Raw genomic sequence first — 18,452 nt, 5'->3', positions numbered from 1 at the left:
GGGGACCCGCTCCGTGAGCGCAGCGCCCGCAGGGCCCAGCGAACGGGAGGGCGGTCCGGGGGACCGCCCGATCGCGGGCTGCCAGCTGCCGCGTGCGCGAGTCGCCCCGCGGCGAGCGCCCAGCGGCGGGGCTTCAGGCCTCGATCGCCTGCAGCCGCTCCGCTTCGAAGGCGGAGCGCAGGGGCTCGAGGATGGGTTCGATCTGGCCGGACATGAAGCTGTCGATCTGGTGGATGGTGACCCCCACCCGGTGGTCGGTCACGCGGCCCTGGGGGAAGTTGTAGGTGCGGATCTTCTCGCTCCGGTCGCCGCTGCCCACCTGGGACTTGCGCAGGGCCGAGTGGGCCGCGTCGGCCTCGTCCTGGGCCTTCTGCAGGAGGCGGCTGCGGAGCACGGTCATGGCCTTGGCCATGTTCTTGATCTGGCTGCGCTCGTCCTGGCAGCTGACCACGGTGTTGGTGGGCAGGTGGGTGAGGCGCACGGCGGAGTAGGTGGTGTTCACGCTCTGGCCGCCCTTGCCGCCGGAGCAGAAGGTGTCGATGCGGAGGTCCTTCTGCTGGATGTCGATGTCCACCTCTTCGGCCTCCGGCATGACGGCCACGGTGCAGGCGGAGGTGTGGATGCGGCCCTGGGTCTCGGTCTTGGGAACCCGCTGGACCCGGTGGACGCCCGATTCGAAACGGAACAGCGAATAGGCGCCGTCGCCCTGGATCTCGGCCACCACTTCCTTCAGGCCCCCCTGCTCCGCCTCGCTCTCGTCCAGCACCGTGACCTTGAAGCCCCGGCGCTCGGCGAAGCGCACGTACATGCGGAAGATCTCGGCGGCGAAGAGGGCCGCCTCCTCGCCGCCGGTGCCAGCCCGGACCTCCAGGATCACGTTCTTGGCGTCGGCGGGATCCTTGGGCACCAGCAGCCGGCGCAGCTCCGCCTCGCCCTCGGCGAGGGCCTTCTTCAGGTCGGGGATCTCGGCCAGGGCCATGTCCCGCAGGTCGGCATCCATGGACTTGTCCGCCAGGATGCCCTCGGCCTCCTCCAGCTGCTTCAGGATGCTCCGCTGGGCCTGGAAGGCCTGCACGACCGGCTCCAGCTCCGCCCGGAGCTTGGTCAGCTCCCGCAGCCGCTTGGGGTCCGAGACCACGGCCGGATCCTGGAGCTGCGCCTCCACTTCCTGGAAGCGGGCATCCACGGCTTCAAGCTGGTCGAGCATCGGTCCCTCCCCTTGCGCTGCGCCCAAACAAAAAGGACGGGCCGAGGATTCGGCCCGTCCTTCGGAATGCAGCAGCTAGGCTTCGGTCGTCTCGGCGGCAGCCGGGACGGCCTCCTTCTTCGCATACTTCTTGTTGAACTTCTCCACACGGCCCTCGGTGTCCATCAGCCGCTGCTTGCCCGTGAAGAACGGGTGGCAGGCGGCGCAGACTTCCACGCGGAGCTCCTTCTTGGTGGAGCGCGTCATGAATTCGTTGCCGCAGGCGCAGTGGACCTTCACGTCGTGCAGCTCGGGGTGGATCTTTTCCTTCATCTTGGCCTCCTGGGACCGACCGGATGCCCCCGGGAATGGGGTGCGCGCACGCGGCTTGTCCACGCAAGACAGCCAGTCTACCGTCCGGGGGCCTGCAGCTCAAGGGGGAAGGCCCAGGGGGCCCCTACCCCTGTTCCTGGGGCATGAACACCCAGCGCTCCGAGAGGAGCCGCTTGAGGCGCAGGGCCCCGAGGACGCTCAGCAGAAGCGTGCCGTTGAAGCTCAGCTCGTACAACACTTTCCACCACTGGAAGCGGACCCGGCCGAGGAGCACCACCTCCACGAAGAACATGAAGGCCGTGAAGAGGACCGGCTCGAGCATCGCCTGCCAGAGGGGGCGCTCCTGGGAGTGGCGCTCCAGCAGGTAGCCGGTGTAGGCCCCGTAGAACAGGCGGGTGGGCTTGAAGCCGTGCATGGTGGTGAACCCGAGGGGGATGGAAAGCAGCGTGGTGATGACCACGGCCACCAGCATCCGGGCCACCGGGCCGAGCCGCGCCCAGCGCCGCCGGGCCCAGAAGAAGCCCGCCCCCACCGCCAGCCCCTGGGCCGCGGCGAAGGGCAGGCAGATGAACCAGTGCCAGCCCTCGATCCACATGTGGCCGCCGGTGGCGAGCCCGATGATCATCCCTGCCACCAGGGCCGTGCTGCCGCGGTGGTTGGCGTCCTGGCCCTCCCCGCTGGAAAGCTCCAGGGCCAGGGCGCCCGGGCGCTCCTTCTCGGCCAGGAGCACGGCCATGCCGTTCTCGCCCTCCAGTCCGCGGGCCTCGGCTTCGTCCATCAGATGGGATTCCAGCTCCCGGAGCAGCATCGCCCGGCGGCGGCGGGAAACCCCCCGGAGGCCCGCCTCCACCTGCGACAGATAGCTGGTGAGGGCCCGGGTCATGGTGTCGTCAGGCCCTCGGCCCCACGAAGGCCTCGACCATGTCCACGAACTGGTTCCACTCCTTCTTCTTGGCCTTCAGGAAGGCCGCGCCCGCGGGCTGGATGGCGTAGTAGCGCCGCTCCCGGCCGTTCTGCTGGGTCTCCCAGTAGGAGGTGATGAACTCGGCCGCCTCCAGCTTGTGGAGCGCCGGATAGAGGGCCCCTTCCTTGAGGGTGTACGTGCCGCCCGTGCGCTGTCGGACGGTCTCGATGATCTGGTAGCCGTACATGGGCGCCTCGGACAACAGCGACAGCAGGAGCAGGGGGGTGCTGCCCTTCAACAGTTCACGGTCCACGGTTGCCTCCAGTTTAGGCTCTGATTCGTGGAACATTGTGCCTCGCAACACGATACGGCGCAAGGGCCAGACCGGCACATTCCAGCGACAGTCCAGCCGGCAACCAGCTCCGCCGCCCCCTCAGGCCCCGGGGGAGGGCCCACGGAGGCGGGCCAGGACGCGGAAGAGGGGCAGGAGCAGGAGGCCCACCAGGATCACCCCGAGGGGGGCGAGGATGAGCCAGCCCAGGCAGGCGTGCCCCAGGAGGGGACCGAGGCCCGCCAGGGCCTTGAGCGGCTCAGCCCGGGCGGAAGCCACCAGGCTGCCCAGGGACAGGGGCATCCGCGGGGACCCCAGGAGCCACTCCCCCAGCCGCACCTCTGGCACCAGCAGGGCCAGCTGGAGGGGGTAGGCCAGGTAGTTGGCGGTCTGGAGGGCCGGATGGTTCAACCGGAAGGCGAGGCCCGCCCCCAGGCAGAGGAGGGTCGTGGTGCCCAGCACCGGGAAGGTCCCCAGGCCGAGGCCCACCGCCAGGCTCCAGGCCAGGCCGGCCGGGCTGAGGCCCTGTCGGACCTGGCTCAGCAGGGGATCCACCACCCGCCGGCGGAGCCGCGCCTTCACGGCCTCCTCCGGCTCATCGAGGAACCATGGGGAGGGAAGGGACGGTGCATGGGGCTCCAGGCTGCCCCCAGGTTACCCCGGGCGGTAGCATGGGGGCTTCGTCAAGCCCCCGACGCCGGCGCAGGTCGCCCCGGCGCACGTCCCAGGAGAATGTCCCCCATGCCTTCGATCCGACCCGTTCCCCTTCCCCTGGCCTGGGCGCTCACCGCCTGTGCCATCGCCTTCGCAGGCACCCCGCCCGGAGCGCCCTTCATGAAGCCGAGCCCCCTGCCCTTCCAGGCCCCCCAGTTCGACCGGATCCAGGACAGCGACTTCCTCCCCGCCCTCGAGGCCGGCATGAAGGCCCACCTGGCCGAGGTCGCGAAGGTCGCGGCCAATCCGGCGGCCCCCACCTTCGAGAACACCCTCGTGGCCCTGGAGCGCTCCGGCGCCGAACTGACCCGCGTGAAGAAGGTCTTCTTCCACCTGACTGCGGCCAACACGAACCCCGGGCTGCAGAAGATCCAGGAGGAGGTGGCCCCCAAGCTGGCCGCCCACGACGACGAGATCTACCTCAACGCCCGCCTGTTCCAGCGCATCAAGGCCATCCACGACCAGCGCGCCCACCTCAAGCTCGGGCCCGAGGGCCAGGAGCTGGTGGAGCGCTACTACCAGACCTTCGTCCACGCGGGCGCCGAGCTCTCCGCCGCGGACCAGACGAAGCTGCGCGCGCTGAACCAGGAAGAGTCGAAGCTCACCACCGAATTCAGGAACCGCCTGCTGGCCGCCACCAAGGACGGCGCCCTCGTGCTCGACCACGAGGCCGACCTGAAGGGCCTGTCCAAGGGCGAGATCGAGGCCGCCGCCGCCGCGGCCAAGGCCCGAGGCCTGGAGGGCAAGTTCGTGCTCGCCCTCCAGAACACCACCCAGCAGCCGGCCCTGGCCTCCCTCGAGGATCGCGCCGTCCGCGAGCGGCTCTTCAAGGCCTCCGTGGACCGGGCCAGCCTGGGCAACGCCGACGACACCCGTGCCATCGACCTGCGCCTGGCCCAGGTCCGCGCCCAGAAGGCCGCCCTCTTCGGCTGCAAGGATTTCGCCACCTACGCGATGTACGACCAGATGGCGAAGACCCCCGAGGCCGCGGAGAAGCTGATGACCTCCCTCGTGCCCGCCGCCACGGCCAAGGCCCGGGCCGAGGCCGCGAAGATGCAGGCCCTCATCGACCAGCAGAAGGGCGGCTTCCAGCTGGCCCCCTGGGACTGGCAGTACTACGCCGAGCAGGTGCGCAAGGCCGAGTACGACCTGGACGAGGCCCAGATCAAGCCCTACTTCGAGCTCGACCGCGTGCTGCAGGACGGCGTCTTCTATGCCGCCCACCAGCTCTACGGCCTCACCTTCAAGGAGCGGAAGGACATCCCCGTCTACCAGCCCGACGTGCGGGTGTTCGAGGTCTTCGATGCCGACAGGAAGCCCCTGGCCCTCTTCTACGCCGACTACTTCAAGCGCGACAACAAGTCCGGCGGGGCCTGGATGGACAGCTTCGTGGACCAGTCCGGCCTGCTGAAGACGAAGCCCGCCGTCTACAACGTCTGCAACTTCAGCAAGCCCGCCCCCGGCCAGCCCGCCCTGCTCAGCTTCGATGACGTGACCACGATGTTCCACGAGTTCGGCCACGCCCTGCACGGCATGCTCTCGAACGTGAAGTACCCCCTGCTCGCCGGCACCAACGTGCCCCGGGACTTCGTGGAATTCCCCTCCCAGTTCAACGAGAACTGGGCCCTCCAGCCCCAGGTGTTCGCCCACTACGCGAAGGACTACCGCACCGGCAAGCCCATGCCCGATGCGCTGGTGCAGAAGATCCGCAAGGCCCGCACCTTCAACCAGGGCTACGCCCTGACGGAGTACCTGGCCTCCGCCCTCCTCGACATGGCCTGGCACACCCTGCCCGCCACCGAGCAGGTCAAGGACGTCCAGGCCTTCGAGGACCAGGCCCTGAAGGGCTTCCACCTCGACCTGTCCCAGGTTCCGCCGCGCTACCACACCCCCTACTTCGCCCACATCTGGACCGGCGACTACGCCGCCGGCTACTACGCCTACCTGTGGAGCGAGGTGCTGGACCATGACGCCTACGCCTGGTTCAAGGCCCACGGCGACCTCACCCGCGCCAACGGGGACCGCTTCCGCCGGATGATCCTCTCCCGCGGCAGCACCGAGGACATGGCCAAGCTGTACCGGGCCTTCCGCGGCGCCGACCCCAGCGTCGAACCCCTCGAGGTGGCCCGGGGCCTGAAGGACGCCCCGGACGGCAAGTAGGAAGCGAAAGGCTGAAGTCGTGCGAAGGGGGCCCTCCGGCCCCCTTCGCGCGGCTGGGCAGGAACTGCAGCGGGCGACCGATCCTTCCGTTGGGCCCCCGGATTGATACCGTTCGGGGGAATCGCTGATGGCCGGGCCGGGGCGGCCGATGAGGCCTCCATGCCCAAGGTCTTGGTGATCGACGACTGCCAGATGATGCGGACCTACCTGCGCCGGTCCCTGGAGAAGGGCGGCTACGAAGTGGAGGAGTGGGTCCCCGCCAGTGCCGGAGAGATCCCCGATCGCATCCAGGACTCCGCCCCGGACCTCCTGCTCACGGACTTCTCCATGGCGGGCTTCAACGGAGCCACCGTGGTCCGCCTGGCCCGGAAGGCTAACCCCGGACTCCCTGCCATCGTCCTCACGGCCTTCCGGACCGAGGACATGGAGGCCAGCCTGCTGCGCCTGGGGGCCCATCGCGTCTGCGCCAAGCCCATCGCCCCGGACGCCCTCGTGGAAGCCGTCCGGACGACCCTGGAGGACCTCCAGGACTAGAAGCGGAGGGACGGTCCCCGGTCGCCCCCTCCGCGGCCAGGGCCGCCGGTAGGATCGAGGGACAACTCCCGGAGAAAGGTCCGCCGATGCCCCCTGCTCGAATCGCCTGGCCCTGCATCCTGGTGCTCCCCCTCGTCCTGGCCTGCGTGCCGGCGGTCTACCCGCGGACGCAGCCGGACGGCCCGCGGGTCTCCGCAGCCCTGGTCGCCTACGGCCAGCCGGAGCAGCATCTCTGCATCCTCAAGATCCCGCGACAGGAGGGCGAACCGACCTGGCAGGGCCTGTTCACGGACGGTTCCACGGACATCCTCCAGGCAGAGGACATTCCTGGTCTGACCCTCCTGAAATGGCCCGTCACCCCCGACCGGATGGCTACGCTGACCCGGAGGCCCTACCACCTGCGGATCCAGAACGGGAAACAGGCGTTCGAGGTGACCCTCACCTTCACGTCGGCCGGTCGGGACTTCACCGCCAAGCTCCTGCTGCAGTTGATCGCCGCCGGAGTCCGGTAGGCAGGAGATCTCACTGCATCTTGAAGGCGTCGTTCGTGATCAGCGTGCCCAGTTCCTCGCGGATCACTCGGGGCGTCTTGGGGTCCTGCCTCCATGCATCCACGTAATCTGCGACCAGCGGATGGTTCCGGAAGAAGGACCCCAGGGACCAGCCGCCCGCGCCGTACGCCAGCCCATGCAGGAGCCCTGGCGTGATGGCATCGATCTTCTTCTTCGACTTCCTGATCTCCAGGACGGCCTTGCCGTCCTCTCGCCACGCCAGGGTATCTGCGATGGCACGAACAGGCTTCTGATCGCCTGTGGCGAGAAAGAGGCTCCAGAGCATGTCCATGCGGGTGGTGATCTGATAGGGATCGTCCAGGTTCACCGAGAAGTCGTAGGGATCCGGCAGGGGCGAAGCCGAGGTTCGGATCTGCTTGAAGGTGTCCTGATCCTCCCGGGGCAAGGCGGCAAGGCAGCCTGAGAGGTCGCATCCCGCCTCGCTCAACACGAGCAGGGCGTAGATCCTGAGCGAGCGATCCTCCTGCGCCAGACGCTTCATCAGGTCCCCGGCGGCGAGGGGCGACGACTTCAGGATCTGGACGTAGAACGCGAGGATGTTCGGCTGGGTGGCGGTCCTGTCTCCCTTCATGGCTCGCAGTTCGTGAAGGAGCCGGAAGGGATTCGGATGCTGGTAGTAGGTCATCATCCATTCCCCGCCCGCCTTCGGATCCTTGAAGGCGCCGTCCTTGGCGACCCGGTCGGCGGACTGGATTTCCAGAGTGGCGGGCTTCAGGGGCACGGTCTTTCCGTCTGCCATCGTGACGCTGCCGGTGAACGTGGCAGTGCCATCGTGAGCATCGGCGGGCACCTGCCAGTCCAGGTCGAAGAGCCCGAGACTCACCAAGGAGAGCATGTTGTCTAGGTCCTTCGTCGGTGACTGAACCTCTCCCGCCTCAAGGACTCGTCGCACCATGTCCGCACCCTCCGCCTTGATTCGGCGGACCTGGCTCGGGTGGATCGCCTTGAACGCCTTGGTGGTGCCCGCGAAGGAGACGGTGAACGTACAGGTGGAACCCGCCAGGAGCGTGTCCCGTCCCTCGCCCTGGGCGCCGAGGGCAACCGTGAGGTGCTGCCCCGGGAACGCCTGGGTCCGCAGATCCGGGGCGTTGACGGTCAGCGGAAGCCCCTTCCAGTGGTCTGCCGTCTCGGATCCGATGATCCACGGCGTCGTCCTCAGCTCGGTGGGCTGCGGCTTGGCTGGCTGGACTTTGCCCTGCGCCGACAGCGAAGCAGGTGTTAGTGAACAGACGAGGAGGAGGAACAGGGAGAAGAAACGCATGCCAGGGCTCCGGCTTGAAGGGGGGTGTTCCCTGGAGCCTAGCTGGGTACCGAAGCAACCGGGTGAAGAGGCCCGTGGTGGTTGCCTCCCGCCCCGATCACCGATATTACAATATATTGCCTGTTTTCATCGCTTTATGACTATCTTTCCGGGTATCCTCAGCAGTGCTGATCCCGAGGGGAAGATCTACACTTAAGGCTCACTCGCGGGTGGCGACCGGGAACTTTGGCTGGAATAGGGGAAACCCCCGAAACCGTTGATTCACAAGGTTTCAGGGGTTCCGGTGGTGCACCCGACTGGAATCGAACCAGCGACCTTTGGCTTCGGAGGCCAACGCTCTATCCAACTGAGCTACGGGTACCGCAGCCCTCCATGATGACGATGTTCGCGGTTCCATTCAAGGTCACCGCCTACTTCGGCCCCTCCACGGCCCGCCGGCGGACGGTGCCGTTGCCGGCCGCGAAGTAGCGGCGGACGCCCTGGGCGATGGCATCGCCCACCTTGGCCACGAACTTCGGATCCTTGAGCTTCTGCTCCTCCCGGGGGTTGGAGATGAAGGCGGTCTCCACCAGCACCGCGGGCATGGCGGCGCCGCGGAGGACGATGAAGGGGGCCTGCTTGACGCCCCGCTCCTTGATGCCCGCCAGGCGGTTGAGCTGGTTCTGGATGGCCACGGCCAGGCGCTCGGAATCTTGGAGGTAGGCCTTCTGGGCGAGGTCGTCGAGGATGCTGGCCACCACGCTGTCCGGGCTGGAACCGCCCGGCCCCATGCCGGCTCCGGCGTTCTCCGCCGCGGCCAGTTCGTCGTCGTCCCCCTGCCCCAGGCTCAGGAAATACACCTCCGAGCCCCGGGCAGCCCGGGCCCGGGCGGCGTTGAGGTGGAGGCTGATGAAGAGGTCGGCCCCCTCCTCGTTGGCCTTCCTGGCCCGGTCCCACAGGGGGATGAAGGTGTCGTCGTCCCGGGTGAAGTCCACCTGGAACCCCGCCGCCTCCAGCTTGGCGGCCACGGCCCGGGCAATCTCCAGGGCGGCGGCCTTCTCCGCCAGGCCCTTGGGCCCGTGGGCGCCCCGGTCCTCCCCGCCATGGCCCGGATCCAGCATGATCCTGAGGCGGGGTGCGGGGGTGCGGGGGATCGGCTTGGGGGTCTCGCCCCATGCCAGTAGGCTGAAGGTGGCGAGCAGGATGCTCGGGAGTCGGATCATGGCCCAGTCGGTGAAAGGCATGCGGGATCTGTTCGGGGCGGAGCTGCGCTGGTTCCAGCATATCGAGGATACCGCCCGGAAGTGCTTCGAGCGCCACGGCTACCGGGAGATCCGCACCCCCATCCTGGAGGAGCTGGAGGTCTTCAAGCGCTCGGTGGGCGACAGCTCCGACATCGTCAAGAAGGAGATGTACGACTTCGTGGACAAGGGCGGCCGCCACGTGGTGATGCGCCCCGAGAACACGGCCGGGGTGGTGCGCGCCATGGTCGAGCACAAGCTGCTCCAGACCAGCGATCCCCAGCTCCTCTACTACATCGGGCCCCAGTTCCGGTACGAGCGCATGCAGGCGGGCCGCTACCGGCAGTTCTGGCAGATCGGCGCCGAGAGCTTCGGGGTGGCCAGCCCCGAGAGCGATGCCGAGAGCCTGGTGATGCTCTACGACTTCCTCCGGGAGCTGGGCCTTGAGAAGCTCAGCTTCAGCCTCAACTCCGTGGGCACCCCGGAGAGCCGGCCCGCCTTCCAGGCGGCCTTCCGGGCCTTCTTCGCCGAACGGGAGGCCCAGTTCTGCGGCGACTGCCACCGGCGCATCGAGGAGAACCCCCTGCGGGTGCTGGACTGCAAGGTGCCCACCTGCCAGAAGGCCCTGGCGGGGCATCCCCTCATCTCCGAGTTCCTCGACGAGGCCTCCGAGAAGCACCATGCCCGGCTGAAGGAGCTCCTCCGGGACCTGGGCGTGCCCTTCACGGAGGACCCCCGCCTGGTCCGGGGCCTGGACTACTACACCAAGACCGCCTTCGAGGTGCTCAGCGGTGACATCGGCGCCCAGAGCGCCATCCTCGGCGGCGGCCGCTACGACCTGCTGGTGAAGCACCTGGGCGGGCCCGATGTCCCCGCCTTCGGCTGGGCCATCGGCCTGGACCGCCTGGCCATGGTCTGCCAGACGCTCCGCGGGGAGGCGCCCCACCGGCCCCCCGCCCTGCTCATCCCCCTGGGCGACCGCGCCACGGGGGAGGCCATGAAGCTGGCGCGCAGCCTGTGGGCCGCCGGCGCCTCCGTCCAGCTGGAGACCCGCGGCGTCGCCCTGAAGAAGGCCATGACCACCGCGAACCGCACCGGCATCCAGACCGTCCTCATCCTGGGCGACGGCGAGCTGGACGGCGGTACCGTCACCGTGAAGCACATGGCCACCGGGGAGCAGGAAGCCTGGCCCCTGGCCGACCTCGCCACGCACCTCAAGACCCTCTAGGAGACCCCATGGACACCCGCCACAGCGGCTTCAACACCAAGCTGGTCCACGCCGGCATTCCCCACGACGAGCACGGCAGCGTGGTCACGCCCATCTACCAGACGAGCACCTTCGCCTTCCGGAATGCCCAGGAGGGCGCCGACCGCTTTGCGGGCCGCGCCGAGGGCTACATCTACACCCGCATCGGCAACCCCACCGTCACCGCCCTGGAGCAGAACGTCGCCCAGCTGGAGAACGGCTTCGGGGCCACGGCCATGGCCAGCGGCATGGGCGCCGTGAGCACCGTGTACCTGGCCCTGCTGAGCTCGGGCGACCACGTGGTCAGCACGGATTCCGTGTACGGCCCCAGCCGTGGCCTCATGGAGAAGCACCTGAGCCGCTTCGGCGTGACCTCCACCTACCTCGACACCACGGACATCGAGAACCTCCGGCGGGCCATGAGGCCCAATACCCGCATGGTCTACGTGGAGTCGCCCTCCAACCCGGCCATGGCCGTGACGGACATCGCCGCCGCGGCGGAGATCGCCCATGCCCATGGGGCCGTGCTGGTGGTGGACAACACCTTCGCCAGCCCGCACCTCCAGAAGCCCCTGGACCTGGGCGCGGACCTGGTGCTGCACTCCATCACCAAGTTCATCAACGGCCACGCGGACGTGGTGGGCGGCATCGTCATCGCGAAGACCGAGGCCCTCCACAAGCAGGTCCGCAGCATGATGATCAACCTGGGGACGAACATGGATCCCCACCAGGCCTACCTGGTGAGCCGCGGCCTGAAGACCCTGGCCCTCCGGGTGGAGCGCGCCGAGCAGAACGCGGCCCCCCTGGCCCAGTGGCTGGAAGGCCACCCCGCCGTGGCCTGGGTCCGCTACATCGGCCTGCCCAGCCACCCCCAGCACGAGCTGGCGAAGCGCCAGATGACCGGCTTCGGCTCCATGATCGCCTTCGAGCTGAAGGGCGGCCTGGAGGCGGGCCGCATCCTCATGGACAACGTCAAGCTGGCCGGGCTAGCGGTGTCCCTCGGGGGCGTGGAGACCCTCATCAGCCACCCAGCCTCCATGACCCACGCGGGCATGGCCCGCGAGGACCGCCTCGCCGCCGGCATCACCGACGGCCTGGTCCGCCTGTCCGTGGGCATCGAGGACGCCGAGGACATCCAGGCCGACCTGGACCAGGCCCTGGCCAAGGCCGGCGGCCGGTAGCGGCGTCCAGGCGGGAGACCGGGGTATCCTCGGGGGCATGTCCCCTCTCCCCGGTCTCCCGCCGCGGCTCGGCCTGCATCTGGCGGTCCTGGCCCTCGGCCTCGTCGCGACGGCCTTCCTCCTGGGGCGCTTCGCACCCCCGCGACGGCGGAAGGTGCGCCGGGCCCTGATCCCCTTCGCCCTCTGGCTCGCCGCCCTGGGCCTGGGCTTCGGCCTCTCCGCCACCGGGCTCGAGGCCCGGGCCCGGGACGCCTTCGCGGCCGCCGGCCTCCTGCGGGACCTCACGCTCATCAACCTGGCGGGGCTGCTGCTCTTCGACCTGGCCCTGCCGCGCCTGGGCCTGGGGGTGGCCGACATCGTGGCGGACCTGACTCTGGGGGCGGCCTACCTCCTGGCCATCCTCGGCACGCTGCGGGCCTCGGGCGTGAACCCCTCGAGCCTGCTGGCCACCTCCGCGGTGGTCACCGGGGTCATCGGTCTGTCCCTGCAGGCCACCCTCGGCAACATCCTGGGCGGCGTGGCCCTGCAGCTGGACCACTCGGTGCGTGTGGGCGACTGGCTCCAGCTGGAGAACGGCCGCCAGGGCCGCGTGACGGCCATCCACTGGCGCCACACCGTGCTGGAGACCCGGGACTGGGACACGCTCATCGTGCCCAACGCGGCGCTGCTGGCGGGGAACATCCTCATCCTCGGCCAGCGGGAGGGCCAGCCCGTCCAGCACCGCATGTGGGTGTACTTCAATGTGGACTTCCGGTTCGCGCCGGGGGAAGTCATCGCGGCCGTGGACCGGGCCCTGCAGGAGGCGTCACTCCCCAACGTGGCCGCCGACCCGAAGCCCCACTGCATCTGCTACGACTTCGCCAAGGACACCCGCGACAGCTTCGCCTACTACGCCGTCCGCTACTGGCTGACGGACCTGGCCAAGGACGATCCCACCAGCTCCCTGGTGCGCCAGCGCATCCATGCGGCCCTCAAGCGGGCCGGCATCCCCCTGGCCGTGCCGGCGGCCTCGGTGTTCCTCTCCCAGGACGACCCGGAGCACGCCCACCGCAAGGAGGCCCGGGAGCTCGACCGGCGCCTGGCGGCCCTGGAGAGCATCTCCCTCTTCGAGGCCCTGACGCCGGAGGAGAAGGCCCGCATCGCCCCGCGCATCCGGCCCGCCCCCTTCACCGCCGGCGAGGTCATCACCCGCCAGGGGGCGGAGGCCCACTGGCTCTACGTCCTGGTGAAGGGCGAGGTCGAGGTCCGCCTCCAGTCCGAGGGCGGCGAGGCGCGGGTGGTCGGCATCCTCCGCGCCCCGGACTTCTTCGGCGAGATGGGCGTGATGACGGGCGCCCGCCGCTCCACCACCGTGGCGGCCCTGGGCGAGGTGGAGTGCTTCCGCATCGAGAAGGGGGACTTCCAGCAGATCCTCGAGGACCGCCCGGAAGTCGCCGGGGCCCTCTCGGACATCCTGGCCCGACGCCGGGTGGAACTGCTGGCCCTCCAGGAGCGCCTCGGCGCCGAGGAGCGCGAGCGGCGGTTCCGGGACGAGCACGGGCGCATCCTGGCGGGCATCCGGACCTTCTTCGGCCTGGATGCGTGAAGCTTTCCCCCAAAATCCTGACAAACCCGATAAACTATCTTCTTCGTGATCGCAGGCGACCCCCGGTCTCCGCCTCTTTTCAGTCCGAAATCCCCCTTCATGCCCTGACCGGGCCCCCGAAACCCTGATTCCGCGGGCGGGCCCCACCAGGAGCACCTGATGTCCTTCGAATCCCTCGGGCTGATGCCCGAGCTCCTGCGCGCCGTACGCGAGCAGGGCTACGAAACCCCCACCCCCATCCAGGCCCAGGCCATCCCCACCGTCCTGGAGGGCCGCGACCTCATGGGCCGCGCCCAGACCGGCACCGGCAAGACGGCCGGCTTCACCCTGCCCATGCTGCAGCGGCTGGCGCACCACGCGAACACCTCGGCCTCGCCCGCGCGCCACCCCATCCGCGCCCTCATCCTCACCCCGACCCGCGAGCTGGCCATGCAGGTGGAGGAGAGCGTCCGCACCTACGGCCGCCACATCCCCCTGCGTTCGACCACCATCTTCGGCGGCGTGAACATCAACCCCCAGACCAAGGCCCTGCGCGCCGGGGTCGAGATCCTGGTGGCCACGCCGGGCCGACTGCTGGATCACCAGCAGCAGGGCAACCTCAACTTCAGCCAGCTGGAGATCGTGGTCCTGGACGAGGCCGACCGGATGCTCGACATGGGCTTCATCCGCGACATCCGCAAGATCATCGCCCTGCTGCCCACCCAGCGGCAGACCCTGCTCTTCTCGGCCACGTTCACGGACGAGATCAAGCAGCTGGCCGGCGCCTTCCTGAAGAACCCCGCCCTGGTGGAGGTCACCCCCCGCAACACCGCGGCGGAGCTGGTGAGGCAGATCGTCCATCCCGTGGACCGGGAGCGCAAGCGCGCCCTGCTCGCCCACCTCATCCAGAGCCGCGGCCTGGAGCAGGTGCTGGTCTTCACCCGCACCAAGCACGGCGCCAACCGGCTCTCCGAGCAGCTCGACAAGGACGGCATCTCGTCCATGGCCATCCACGGCAACAAGAGCCAGCCCCAGCGCATCAAGGCCCTCGAGGAATTCAAGAAGGGCTCGGTGCGGGTGCTGGTGGCCACGGACATCGCCGCCCGGGGCCTGGACATCGACCAGCTGCCCCATGTGGTGAACTACGAGCTGCCCCAGGTGCCCGAGGACTACATCCACCGCATCGGCCGCACCGGTCGGGCCGGCAGCGAGGGCGAGGCCACCTCCCTGGTCTGCGTGGATGAGCACAAGCTGCTGCGCGACATCGAGAAGCTCCTCCGCAAGGACCTCCCCAAGCAGGTGGTCACGGGCTACGCCCCGGATCCCAGCATCCCTGCCCAGCCCATCGAGACGGGCCGCCAGGGCGGCCGTTCCTCCGGCCGTCCGGGCGGGCGACCCGGGGGCGGCGCGCCTCCGAGCCATCGCGCCCGGCCCGGCGCCCGCGGCAAGTAGGGATCGGGGCGCGCGGAAGGCACTCCGGGCTTCCGCTATGATCGGAAAAACCCGGAGCCCCGATGCGCCTGTCCCTCCCCGCGCTGGTCCTGACCCTCGGCATCCTCGCCGCCCAGGCGGCAGCCCCGCCGCTGCCGGCCAGTCCGACGGACGACTACGTCTTCCCCCAGCGCAGTCCCTGGGCCAGCGTCCAGCAGACCATCGGCACCACGGTGATCGCCATCGACTACCACCGGCCTGCGGTCCGGGGCCGGCCCATCTGGGGCAGCCTGGTTCCGTACAACCAGGTGTGGCGGGCCGGGGCCAACGAGGCCACCACCATCCGCTTCAGCGACCCCGTGCGGATCCAGGGGCACGAGGTGAAGGCCGGGACCTACTCGCTCTTCATGATCCCCCGGACCGGGGCCTGGACGGTGATCCTCAACCGCCAGGCCCGGCAGTGGGGGGCCTTCGCCTATGACCCCCGGCAGGATGTCCTGCGCATCGACGTGATGCCCCGCACCTGCCCCCAGACCGAGTGGCTCACCTACGCCCTGGACCCCACCAGCGATTCCACGGCCTACGTCCAGCTCCTGTGGGAGCGGGTGAAGGTGAACTTCCTGGTGGAGGTGGACGTCGAGGGCATCGTCGCCGCGCGGATGAAGCACCTCTTCGCCCAGCGTCCCAACGACTGGAGGGTCTACGCCGAGGCGGCCGAGTACGGCCTCCAGGAGACCGTTCCCCTGAGCCAGGCGATCACCTGGGCGGACCGCTCCCTGGCGCTGCAGGAGAACCCCACGAACCTGGCGGTCAAGGCCCGGCTGCTCCACGAGGCCGGCCAGCGGCCCCAGGCCCAGGCCCTGATGGAGAAGGCCCTGCGGCTGGCCCGGGCCCGGAAGGAGCCCGTGACAACGACCGGCCCCATGGAAAAGGACCTGGCCTACTGGAAGCAGGGCGGTTGAGGCCTTTCCCGGAACCCCGTTGACAGGTGCGACAATGGGTCGCACCTTGTTGCTTATGCAAGAACAACCCCTCACCCCCCTCACCAAGGTCGGCCTCGGGTTCCTCGTGGCGGCCACCCGCCGCAGGGTCAAGCAGGTGGTCTGGGCCCGCCTGGCCCCCATGGCCCTCACGCCCCAGCAGTTCTGGGTGATCCTGGTGATCAACCGGAAGGGGCCCCAGTCCCTGCACACCCTGGCCCGGGAGGTCTGGATGGACGACCCCACCGCGAGCCGGGTGGTGAAGGCCCTCTGCGACCGGGGCCTGCTGCACAGCGACCCCGATCCCGCCCATGGCCGGCGGATCCTCATCCGCCTCACCCCCGAGGGGACCGGGATGGCCCGGGAGCTGGAGACCATCTCGGAGGAGATCCGGGTCCGCCTGGCCGGAGGGCTCAGCGAGGAGGAGCAGGCCGTCCTGCGCCGGGGGCTGGCCCAGATGATCACGAACATGGACAACCTGGCCGAGGAGCTGCCCCGGCCCAGCCGGGTGCCCCAGCGCCGCCTGAAGGTGGGCAACCTGTAGCCGGGGTCGCCCGACCCCGACCGGAGTTCCCATGCGCGCCCTTCCCGTCCTGCTCGCCCTCGCGACCCTGGCGCCGCTGCCCCTGGGCGCCCATGCCCGCCACCGCCTGCCCGCCCGGGCCGAGGGCGCACCCCGGGTCCACCGGGTGGAGAAGCTGGCCGACCACGTCTACTGCATCTTCGGCCAGGGCGGGAACATCGGCCTCGTGGTGACCGCGCGGCACGCGGTGCTCATCGACGACCAGTTCGAGCGGCTCGTGCCCGGCCTGCTGGCCGCCGTGCGCTCCGTCACCGACAAGCCCATCAAGTACCTCATCAACACCCATGCCCACCCCGACCATGTGGGCGGCAACCCCGCCCTGGAGAAGCTGGTGACGGCCATCGTGGCCCACACCAATGTGCTGAAGCGCATGGAGACGGAACAGGCCAAGCTGGAGCCCGCGAAGCGCGGCGGGCTGCCGGAGCTGGCCCTGGGTTCCGAAGACCCGGCCGAGAAGGCCCGCCTGGACATCCACCTGGATGGCACCGAGATCCACCTCGTCCACGCCGGGCCAGGCCACACGGACGGCGACGTGATGGTGGGGATCCCGTCCGCCCGGGTCCTCCACATGGGCGACCTCTTCTTCAACGGCATCCTGCCGTTCATCGACACGGAATCCGGCGGCAGCTTCGAGGGCCTCCTGGCCCAGGTGGCCTGGGTGGCCTCCTGGATCCCCGGGGACACGAGGATCATCCCCGGCCACGGCCCCGTGTGCGGGAAGAAGGAGCTGCTGCGGTACCGGGACCTCCTCCTGGCCGTCCAGGCCCACGCGAAGGCCCACCCCGGCCTGGATCCGAAGGCCCTCGCCGCCGGCTTCGACACGACCGCCTGGCCCGACTGGAAGCCCATGCCCACCTTCGTGACCTGGGAGACCCTCTTCGCCGCCGCCAGCGGCAAGGGCCCCGGACGCGTCAAGGCCGCCTGACCGCCCCCGGCCCGCCCGGAAGATCCTTCTCAACCCGGATGACAGCGACCGGGTCATACCTCAAAATGCGATAGCCTACCCGTCCCGCACGGGCCTCCCGCCGCGCCCTCCTCTCTTGGATGCCCCATGGATTCCTTCGACGCCGCCCCCTCCCTCCCGACCGAAGGCGCAGCCTCCCCCCGCCGCCGCTGGATCTGGTTCGGCGGGCTCGGGCTGGCGGTGCTGGCGGGCCTGTTCCTCGTCCGCGGGAAGAAGGACGGCGACCCCGCCGGCAAGGCGGCTGGGCGACCGGTGCCCGTGCTCGTGGCCACCGCCCGGACCGGGGACATGCCCCTGACCCTCACGGGCCTCGGCACGGTCACGCCCCTCGACACCGTCACCGTGCGCAGCCGCGTGGACGGCCAGCTCGTGCGGGTGGCCTTCACGGAGGGCCAGGAGGTTCACCAGGGCGACCTGCTCGCGCAGATCGATCCGCGGCCCTTCCAGGTGCAGCTCATGCAGGCCGAAGGCCAGCTCGCCAAGGACGAAGCGGCCGCGAAGAACGCCAGGACGGACCTGGCGCGGTTCCACGACCTGGCCCGGCAGGGCATCCTCGCCCAGCAGCAGCTGGACGCCCAGACCTCCCAGGTGAACCAGTACGAGGCGGCCCTGAAGGCGGACCAGGCCCAGGTGGAAAGCGCGAAGCTGAACCTGACCTACAGCCGCATCACGGCGCCCATCTCGGGGCGCGTGGGCCTCCGCCTGGTGGACACGGGCAACATGGTGCACGCCTCCGACGCGAACGGGCTGGCCGTCATCGCCCCCGTGAAGCCCATCAACGTGGTGTTCACCATCCCCGCGGACAGCATCCAGCGGGTGCTGGCGCGCAGCCGCAAGGACGCCCGGCTCCCGGTGGAGGCCTTCGATCGCGACCTGAAGCAGCGGCTGGCCCGGGGCGAGCTGCTGGCCATCGACAACCAGGTGGATCCCGCCACGGGCACCATCCGGCTCAAGGCGAGGTTCTCCAACGAGGACGGAGCCCTCTTCCCGAACCAGTTCGTGAACGCCCGCCTGCTCGTGGACACCCTCAAGGGCGCCGTCCTGGTGCCCACGGCGGCCCTGCAGCAGAGCCCGCAAGGGGCCTTCGTCTACGTGGTGAAGGCCGACGGCACCGTGGACATGCGGGTCGTGGAGATCCAGGCTACCGAGGGCGACGACACCGCCCTGAAGTCCGGCCTCCGGGCCGGCGAGGTGGTCGTCACCGATGGGCTGGAGAAGCTGCGCCCCGGCAGCAGGGTGAGCGTGGCCAAGCCCGAGGCCCCTGGGACCGCCAAGGCCAAGCCTTGAC

At 69.5% G+C, this 18,452-nt stretch carries 18 protein-coding genes and 1 tRNA gene; 11 read left to right on the top strand and 8 right to left on the bottom strand.

Annotated elements, in window-relative coordinates:
• Nucleotides 1-133: 133 nt before the first annotated feature.
• From prfA to QSJ33_RS12985, 5 genes are all read right to left on the bottom strand, one after another.
• The gene (gene prfA, locus QSJ33_RS13005; protein WP_285726851.1) at nucleotides 134-1,207 is read right to left on the bottom strand and encodes a peptide chain release factor 1; all 1,074 of its coding nucleotides are present in this window, start codon (nucleotides 1,205-1,207) and stop codon (nucleotides 134-136) included.
• Between the two features lie 75 nt (nucleotides 1,208-1,282).
• Nucleotides 1,283-1,519 (bottom strand): 50S ribosomal protein L31, encoded by a 237-nt coding sequence (gene rpmE, locus QSJ33_RS13000; protein WP_285726849.1) that lies wholly within the window; start codon nucleotides 1,517-1,519, stop codon nucleotides 1,283-1,285.
• A 124-nt stretch (nucleotides 1,520-1,643) separates the two neighbouring features.
• On the bottom strand, nucleotides 1,644-2,402 hold the full coding sequence (locus QSJ33_RS12995; RefSeq protein ID WP_285726847.1) for a hypothetical protein: 759 nt from the start codon (nucleotides 2,400-2,402) through the stop codon (nucleotides 1,644-1,646).
• 7 nt (nucleotides 2,403-2,409) lie between these two features.
• Complete coding sequence (locus QSJ33_RS12990; RefSeq protein ID WP_285726845.1) at nucleotides 2,410-2,736, bottom strand: PadR family transcriptional regulator; 327 nt, start codon at nucleotides 2,734-2,736, stop codon at nucleotides 2,410-2,412.
• Nucleotides 2,737-2,856: 120 nt separating this feature from the next.
• Nucleotides 2,857-3,336: a DUF2062 domain-containing protein gene (locus tag QSJ33_RS12985; RefSeq protein WP_285726843.1), complete on the bottom strand. Its 480-nt coding sequence runs from the start codon at nucleotides 3,334-3,336 to the stop codon at nucleotides 2,857-2,859.
• Nucleotides 3,337-3,588: 252 nt separating this feature from the next.
• On the opposite strand from QSJ33_RS12985, the gene QSJ33_RS12980 reads away from it, so the two are divergent.
• The 3 genes from QSJ33_RS12980 to QSJ33_RS12970 all read left to right on the top strand — a co-directional run bounded on the left by QSJ33_RS12980 (nucleotide 3,589) and on the right by QSJ33_RS12970 (nucleotide 6,674).
• Complete coding sequence (locus QSJ33_RS12980; RefSeq protein ID WP_420801405.1) at nucleotides 3,589-5,628, top strand: M3 family metallopeptidase; 2,040 nt, start codon at nucleotides 3,589-3,591, stop codon at nucleotides 5,626-5,628.
• A 159-nt stretch (nucleotides 5,629-5,787) separates the two neighbouring features.
• Nucleotides 5,788-6,162, top strand: coding sequence for a response regulator (locus QSJ33_RS12975; RefSeq protein ID WP_285726839.1), 375 nt, complete (start codon nucleotides 5,788-5,790; stop codon nucleotides 6,160-6,162).
• An 86-nt stretch (nucleotides 6,163-6,248) separates the two neighbouring features.
• Nucleotides 6,249-6,674, top strand: a complete 426-nt coding sequence (locus QSJ33_RS12970; RefSeq protein ID WP_285726837.1) for a hypothetical protein — start codon at nucleotides 6,249-6,251, stop codon at nucleotides 6,672-6,674.
• Nucleotides 6,675-6,684: 10 nt separating this feature from the next.
• Here QSJ33_RS12970 and QSJ33_RS12965 read toward each other — a convergent pair whose 3' ends face one another.
• From QSJ33_RS12965 to QSJ33_RS12955, 3 genes are all read right to left on the bottom strand, one after another.
• Nucleotides 6,685-7,995: a hypothetical protein gene (locus QSJ33_RS12965; protein WP_285726835.1), complete on the bottom strand. Its 1,311-nt coding sequence runs from the start codon at nucleotides 7,993-7,995 to the stop codon at nucleotides 6,685-6,687.
• A 284-nt stretch (nucleotides 7,996-8,279) separates the two neighbouring features.
• Nucleotides 8,280-8,356, bottom strand: a tRNA-Arg gene (locus QSJ33_RS12960).
• A 49-nt stretch (nucleotides 8,357-8,405) separates the two neighbouring features.
• Nucleotides 8,406-9,197, bottom strand: coding sequence for an N-acetylmuramoyl-L-alanine amidase family protein (locus QSJ33_RS12955; RefSeq protein WP_285726833.1), 792 nt, complete (start codon nucleotides 9,195-9,197; stop codon nucleotides 8,406-8,408).
• Between QSJ33_RS12955 and hisS the strand changes: the two genes are divergently transcribed.
• From hisS to QSJ33_RS12915, 8 genes are all read left to right on the top strand, one after another.
• Nucleotides 9,196-10,443, top strand: a complete 1,248-nt coding sequence (gene hisS, locus QSJ33_RS12950) for a histidine--tRNA ligase (RefSeq protein ID WP_285726831.1) — start codon at nucleotides 9,196-9,198, stop codon at nucleotides 10,441-10,443. The genes QSJ33_RS12955 and hisS overlap by 2 nt on opposite strands.
• 8 nt (nucleotides 10,444-10,451) lie before the next feature.
• A complete protein-coding gene (locus tag QSJ33_RS12945) occupies nucleotides 10,452-11,642 on the top strand; it encodes a trans-sulfuration enzyme family protein (protein WP_285726829.1) in 1,191 nt (396 codons plus the stop codon).
• Between the two features lie 37 nt (nucleotides 11,643-11,679).
• Nucleotides 11,680-13,227: a mechanosensitive ion channel family protein gene (locus QSJ33_RS12940; protein ID WP_285726827.1), complete on the top strand. Its 1,548-nt coding sequence runs from the start codon at nucleotides 11,680-11,682 to the stop codon at nucleotides 13,225-13,227.
• A gap of 159 nt (nucleotides 13,228-13,386) precedes the next feature.
• The gene (locus QSJ33_RS12935; RefSeq protein WP_285726825.1) at nucleotides 13,387-14,658 is read left to right on the top strand and encodes a DEAD/DEAH box helicase; all 1,272 of its coding nucleotides are present in this window, start codon (nucleotides 13,387-13,389) and stop codon (nucleotides 14,656-14,658) included.
• Between the two features lie 62 nt (nucleotides 14,659-14,720).
• Nucleotides 14,721-15,599: a DUF2911 domain-containing protein gene (locus QSJ33_RS12930; RefSeq protein ID WP_285726823.1), complete on the top strand. Its 879-nt coding sequence runs from the start codon at nucleotides 14,721-14,723 to the stop codon at nucleotides 15,597-15,599.
• Nucleotides 15,600-15,654: 55 nt separating this feature from the next.
• Nucleotides 15,655-16,161: a MarR family winged helix-turn-helix transcriptional regulator gene (locus QSJ33_RS12925; protein WP_285726821.1), complete on the top strand. Its 507-nt coding sequence runs from the start codon at nucleotides 15,655-15,657 to the stop codon at nucleotides 16,159-16,161.
• A gap of 31 nt (nucleotides 16,162-16,192) precedes the next feature.
• The gene (locus QSJ33_RS12920) at nucleotides 16,193-17,125 is read left to right on the top strand and encodes an MBL fold metallo-hydrolase (protein ID WP_285726819.1); all 933 of its coding nucleotides are present in this window, start codon (nucleotides 16,193-16,195) and stop codon (nucleotides 17,123-17,125) included.
• A gap of 126 nt (nucleotides 17,126-17,251) precedes the next feature.
• A complete protein-coding gene (locus QSJ33_RS12915) occupies nucleotides 17,252-18,451 on the top strand; it encodes an MdtA/MuxA family multidrug efflux RND transporter periplasmic adaptor subunit (protein WP_285726817.1) in 1,200 nt (399 codons plus the stop codon).
• Nucleotide 18,452: the final 1 nt, after the last annotated feature.

It is taken from the genome of Geothrix rubra (genome assembly GCF_030268065.1).
Taxonomy (GTDB): Bacteria; Acidobacteriota; Holophagae; order Holophagales; family Holophagaceae; genus Geothrix; species Geothrix rubra.
Note: the sequence above shows the minus strand (reverse complement) of the source record. Positions and strands in the feature narration are given on the sequence as shown.

Excerpts from the sequence above, each read along its gene's own strand:
- prfA (WP_285726851.1), bottom strand. The coding sequence starts at position 1,207 with ATGCTCGACCAGCTTGAAGCCGTGGATGCCCGCTTCCAGGAAGTGGAG.
- rpmE (WP_285726849.1), bottom strand. The coding sequence starts at position 1,519 with ATGAAGGAAAAGATCCACCCCGAGCTGCACGACGTGAAGGTCCACTGC.
- QSJ33_RS12995 (WP_285726847.1), bottom strand. The coding sequence starts at position 2,402 with ATGACCCGGGCCCTCACCAGCTATCTGTCGCAGGTGGAGGCGGGCCTC.
- QSJ33_RS12980 (WP_420801405.1), top strand. The coding sequence starts at position 3,589 with ATGAAGCCGAGCCCCCTGCCCTTCCAGGCCCCCCAGTTCGACCGGATC.
- QSJ33_RS12975 (WP_285726839.1), top strand. The coding sequence starts at position 5,788 with ATGCCCAAGGTCTTGGTGATCGACGACTGCCAGATGATGCGGACCTAC.
- QSJ33_RS12970 (WP_285726837.1), top strand. The coding sequence starts at position 6,249 with ATGCCCCCTGCTCGAATCGCCTGGCCCTGCATCCTGGTGCTCCCCCTC.
- QSJ33_RS12965 (WP_285726835.1), bottom strand. The coding sequence starts at position 7,995 with ATGCGTTTCTTCTCCCTGTTCCTCCTCCTCGTCTGTTCACTAACACCT.
- hisS (WP_285726831.1), top strand. The coding sequence starts at position 9,196 with ATGGCCCAGTCGGTGAAAGGCATGCGGGATCTGTTCGGGGCGGAGCTG.
- QSJ33_RS12955 (WP_285726833.1), bottom strand. The coding sequence starts at position 9,197 with ATGATCCGACTCCCGAGCATCCTGCTCGCCACCTTCAGCCTACTGGCA.
- QSJ33_RS12945 (WP_285726829.1), top strand. The coding sequence starts at position 10,452 with ATGGACACCCGCCACAGCGGCTTCAACACCAAGCTGGTCCACGCCGGC.
- QSJ33_RS12940 (WP_285726827.1), top strand. The coding sequence starts at position 11,680 with ATGTCCCCTCTCCCCGGTCTCCCGCCGCGGCTCGGCCTGCATCTGGCG.
- QSJ33_RS12935 (WP_285726825.1), top strand. The coding sequence starts at position 13,387 with ATGTCCTTCGAATCCCTCGGGCTGATGCCCGAGCTCCTGCGCGCCGTA.
- QSJ33_RS12930 (WP_285726823.1), top strand. The coding sequence starts at position 14,721 with ATGCGCCTGTCCCTCCCCGCGCTGGTCCTGACCCTCGGCATCCTCGCC.
- QSJ33_RS12925 (WP_285726821.1), top strand. The coding sequence starts at position 15,655 with ATGCAAGAACAACCCCTCACCCCCCTCACCAAGGTCGGCCTCGGGTTC.
- QSJ33_RS12920 (WP_285726819.1), top strand. The coding sequence starts at position 16,193 with ATGCGCGCCCTTCCCGTCCTGCTCGCCCTCGCGACCCTGGCGCCGCTG.
- QSJ33_RS12915 (WP_285726817.1), top strand. The coding sequence starts at position 17,252 with ATGGATTCCTTCGACGCCGCCCCCTCCCTCCCGACCGAAGGCGCAGCC.